Annotated in this window: 1 pseudogene; it reads right to left on the minus strand. The window is 37.0% G+C overall.

The window, feature by feature from the left end:
• Window positions 1-871, minus strand: a pseudogene (locus KHD59_RS02350) (reverse transcriptase domain-containing protein); the annotation flags it as partial.
• Window positions 872-1790 lie beyond the last annotated feature (919 nt).

Here is a 1790-nt window from a genome sequence, read left to right on the forward strand (position 1 = left end):
GATAAAATCATCAGCATAACGGATATATTCAACTCTTATTTTTGGATTTAGATTGATGTGACTATCAATTACCAGACTATGATGTTGGTTTTTAGACCATGCTTTCTTATATTTTGGGTTATCCTTCCAAATCGGCTTTCCGTCTTTAATCAGTTCCCCCATTTTCAGGTCGATGTAATGTAAATATACATTCGCCAACAAAGGAGAAATAATTCCTCCTTGAGGAAAGCCTGATAAAGATTCGTATTTGATGCCATCTTTCATGAAGCCAGCTTTTAGCCATTTGTTAATGGTTGAGAGCGTTTTATTCTTTTTGATGAACTGATTTAGGGTTTTCATCAGAATCTCATGATTGATGGTATCAAAGTAGCCTTTTAAGTCAATTTTGACAAGGTAATCAATTCCCTTAAATCTTTGTTTGACACGTTTGATAGCGTCATGACAGGATTTTTTGGTTCTAAATCCAAAGCTCCATTCAGAGAAAATATTTTCGAAATAAGGAGTTAAGAGTTGTTCCAGGCATTTTTGCATCAGTCTATCTTTGATGGTCGGTATACCCAAGGGTCTGGTTTTCCTATTATCTTTAGGAATGAGGGTTCTTTTAACTGGTTTCGGTGGTAACCATTATTGACGTATTCCAGATGGTATCTTTCTAGTTTTTAAGATTAATTCCATCGATGGTTTCGTTGTCGATTCCGGATGTACCCGCTCCCTTGTTAGCCGCGATTCTATTAAATGCTGTTAACGTGTTGTAAAAGTTATTCATTCCTTGCTGAAGTTCTCTTTTTAAAGAGTAACCGTTTGATGAACAATATTGAATCTTATTCAATGTTAGTAAAAGTTTAGTTTCTGGTGAAACCGTTGTTGACATAATTTATCAACTCCCTTCTCGATACCATTGAATAAATAATAAATTACTCTCTTCTTTCGCCCTATAAGGGTGATTAACCCTCTTCTCGGTAAGCCGATTAACTAAATTATTCCAAATTTAGGTTTACCCTTACGACTACTAAGAAGATGCTTTATCCTTGACCATCCAGGCTTTTATCTCCGGATTAGTAAACTTAATTACTCAGTTTTAGGATACTCCAAGTTACTCTAAATTTCAACCTTAATTCCTTAGGGGAAGTATCCTCTATTTCGTGCTATCTACAATAGCCAGGGCTGATATTCCCTGAAAGGATATTGTGTTCCAGACAAGAATGTCAGGTGCGAGCAGACCATAAAGCGAGTTGCGACGAAGCGGAAATTAGTAAGACTGCCACCAATAATTCGATGGAGAAGCCTGAGATGGCTAAAATGGATGTAATTAATAACATCTGTAGTTCTGTCCCAATAGTCCGGTCTTCCAAGAATGGTATATTGGAAGTTTATCAAATAAAGAAACCTTGAATCAGCTCTAACGAGGATACTTCCCTAAAAATTAGTCCGCTAGCGTAACGGGAATCTAAAATTATTAATTCCTCGGCTTTGTTTGATAGGTTCGGATTATTTCTAACGTCTCTATCTGTTAATGTTTCGTCATACTCTTTCCCTCAGCAATTGTATTCATCCATATTCTTTAGCTTTCGCCTTGGGAATTTGGATCTGAACTGCCATTGGGAATTCTTGGTGGCACTTCTCTTGGCGATTCTTATTGGTGGGGTTGACGCTACCATAGGAGAACCTCGAGTTCCTTTATTAGCTCACAATTTTGAATCCTTTTTAATCGTAGGTTCAGGTCTGCTTTAGCCATTGCGTTACTTGGTTTTTGATGTTATACGCCTCATTATATTCTCCCTAACGCCAAT

This window comes from Sesame phyllody phytoplasma (genome assembly GCF_018390775.2).
Lineage (GTDB): Bacteria > Bacillota_I > Bacilli_A > Acholeplasmatales > Acholeplasmataceae > Phytoplasma > Phytoplasma australasiaticum.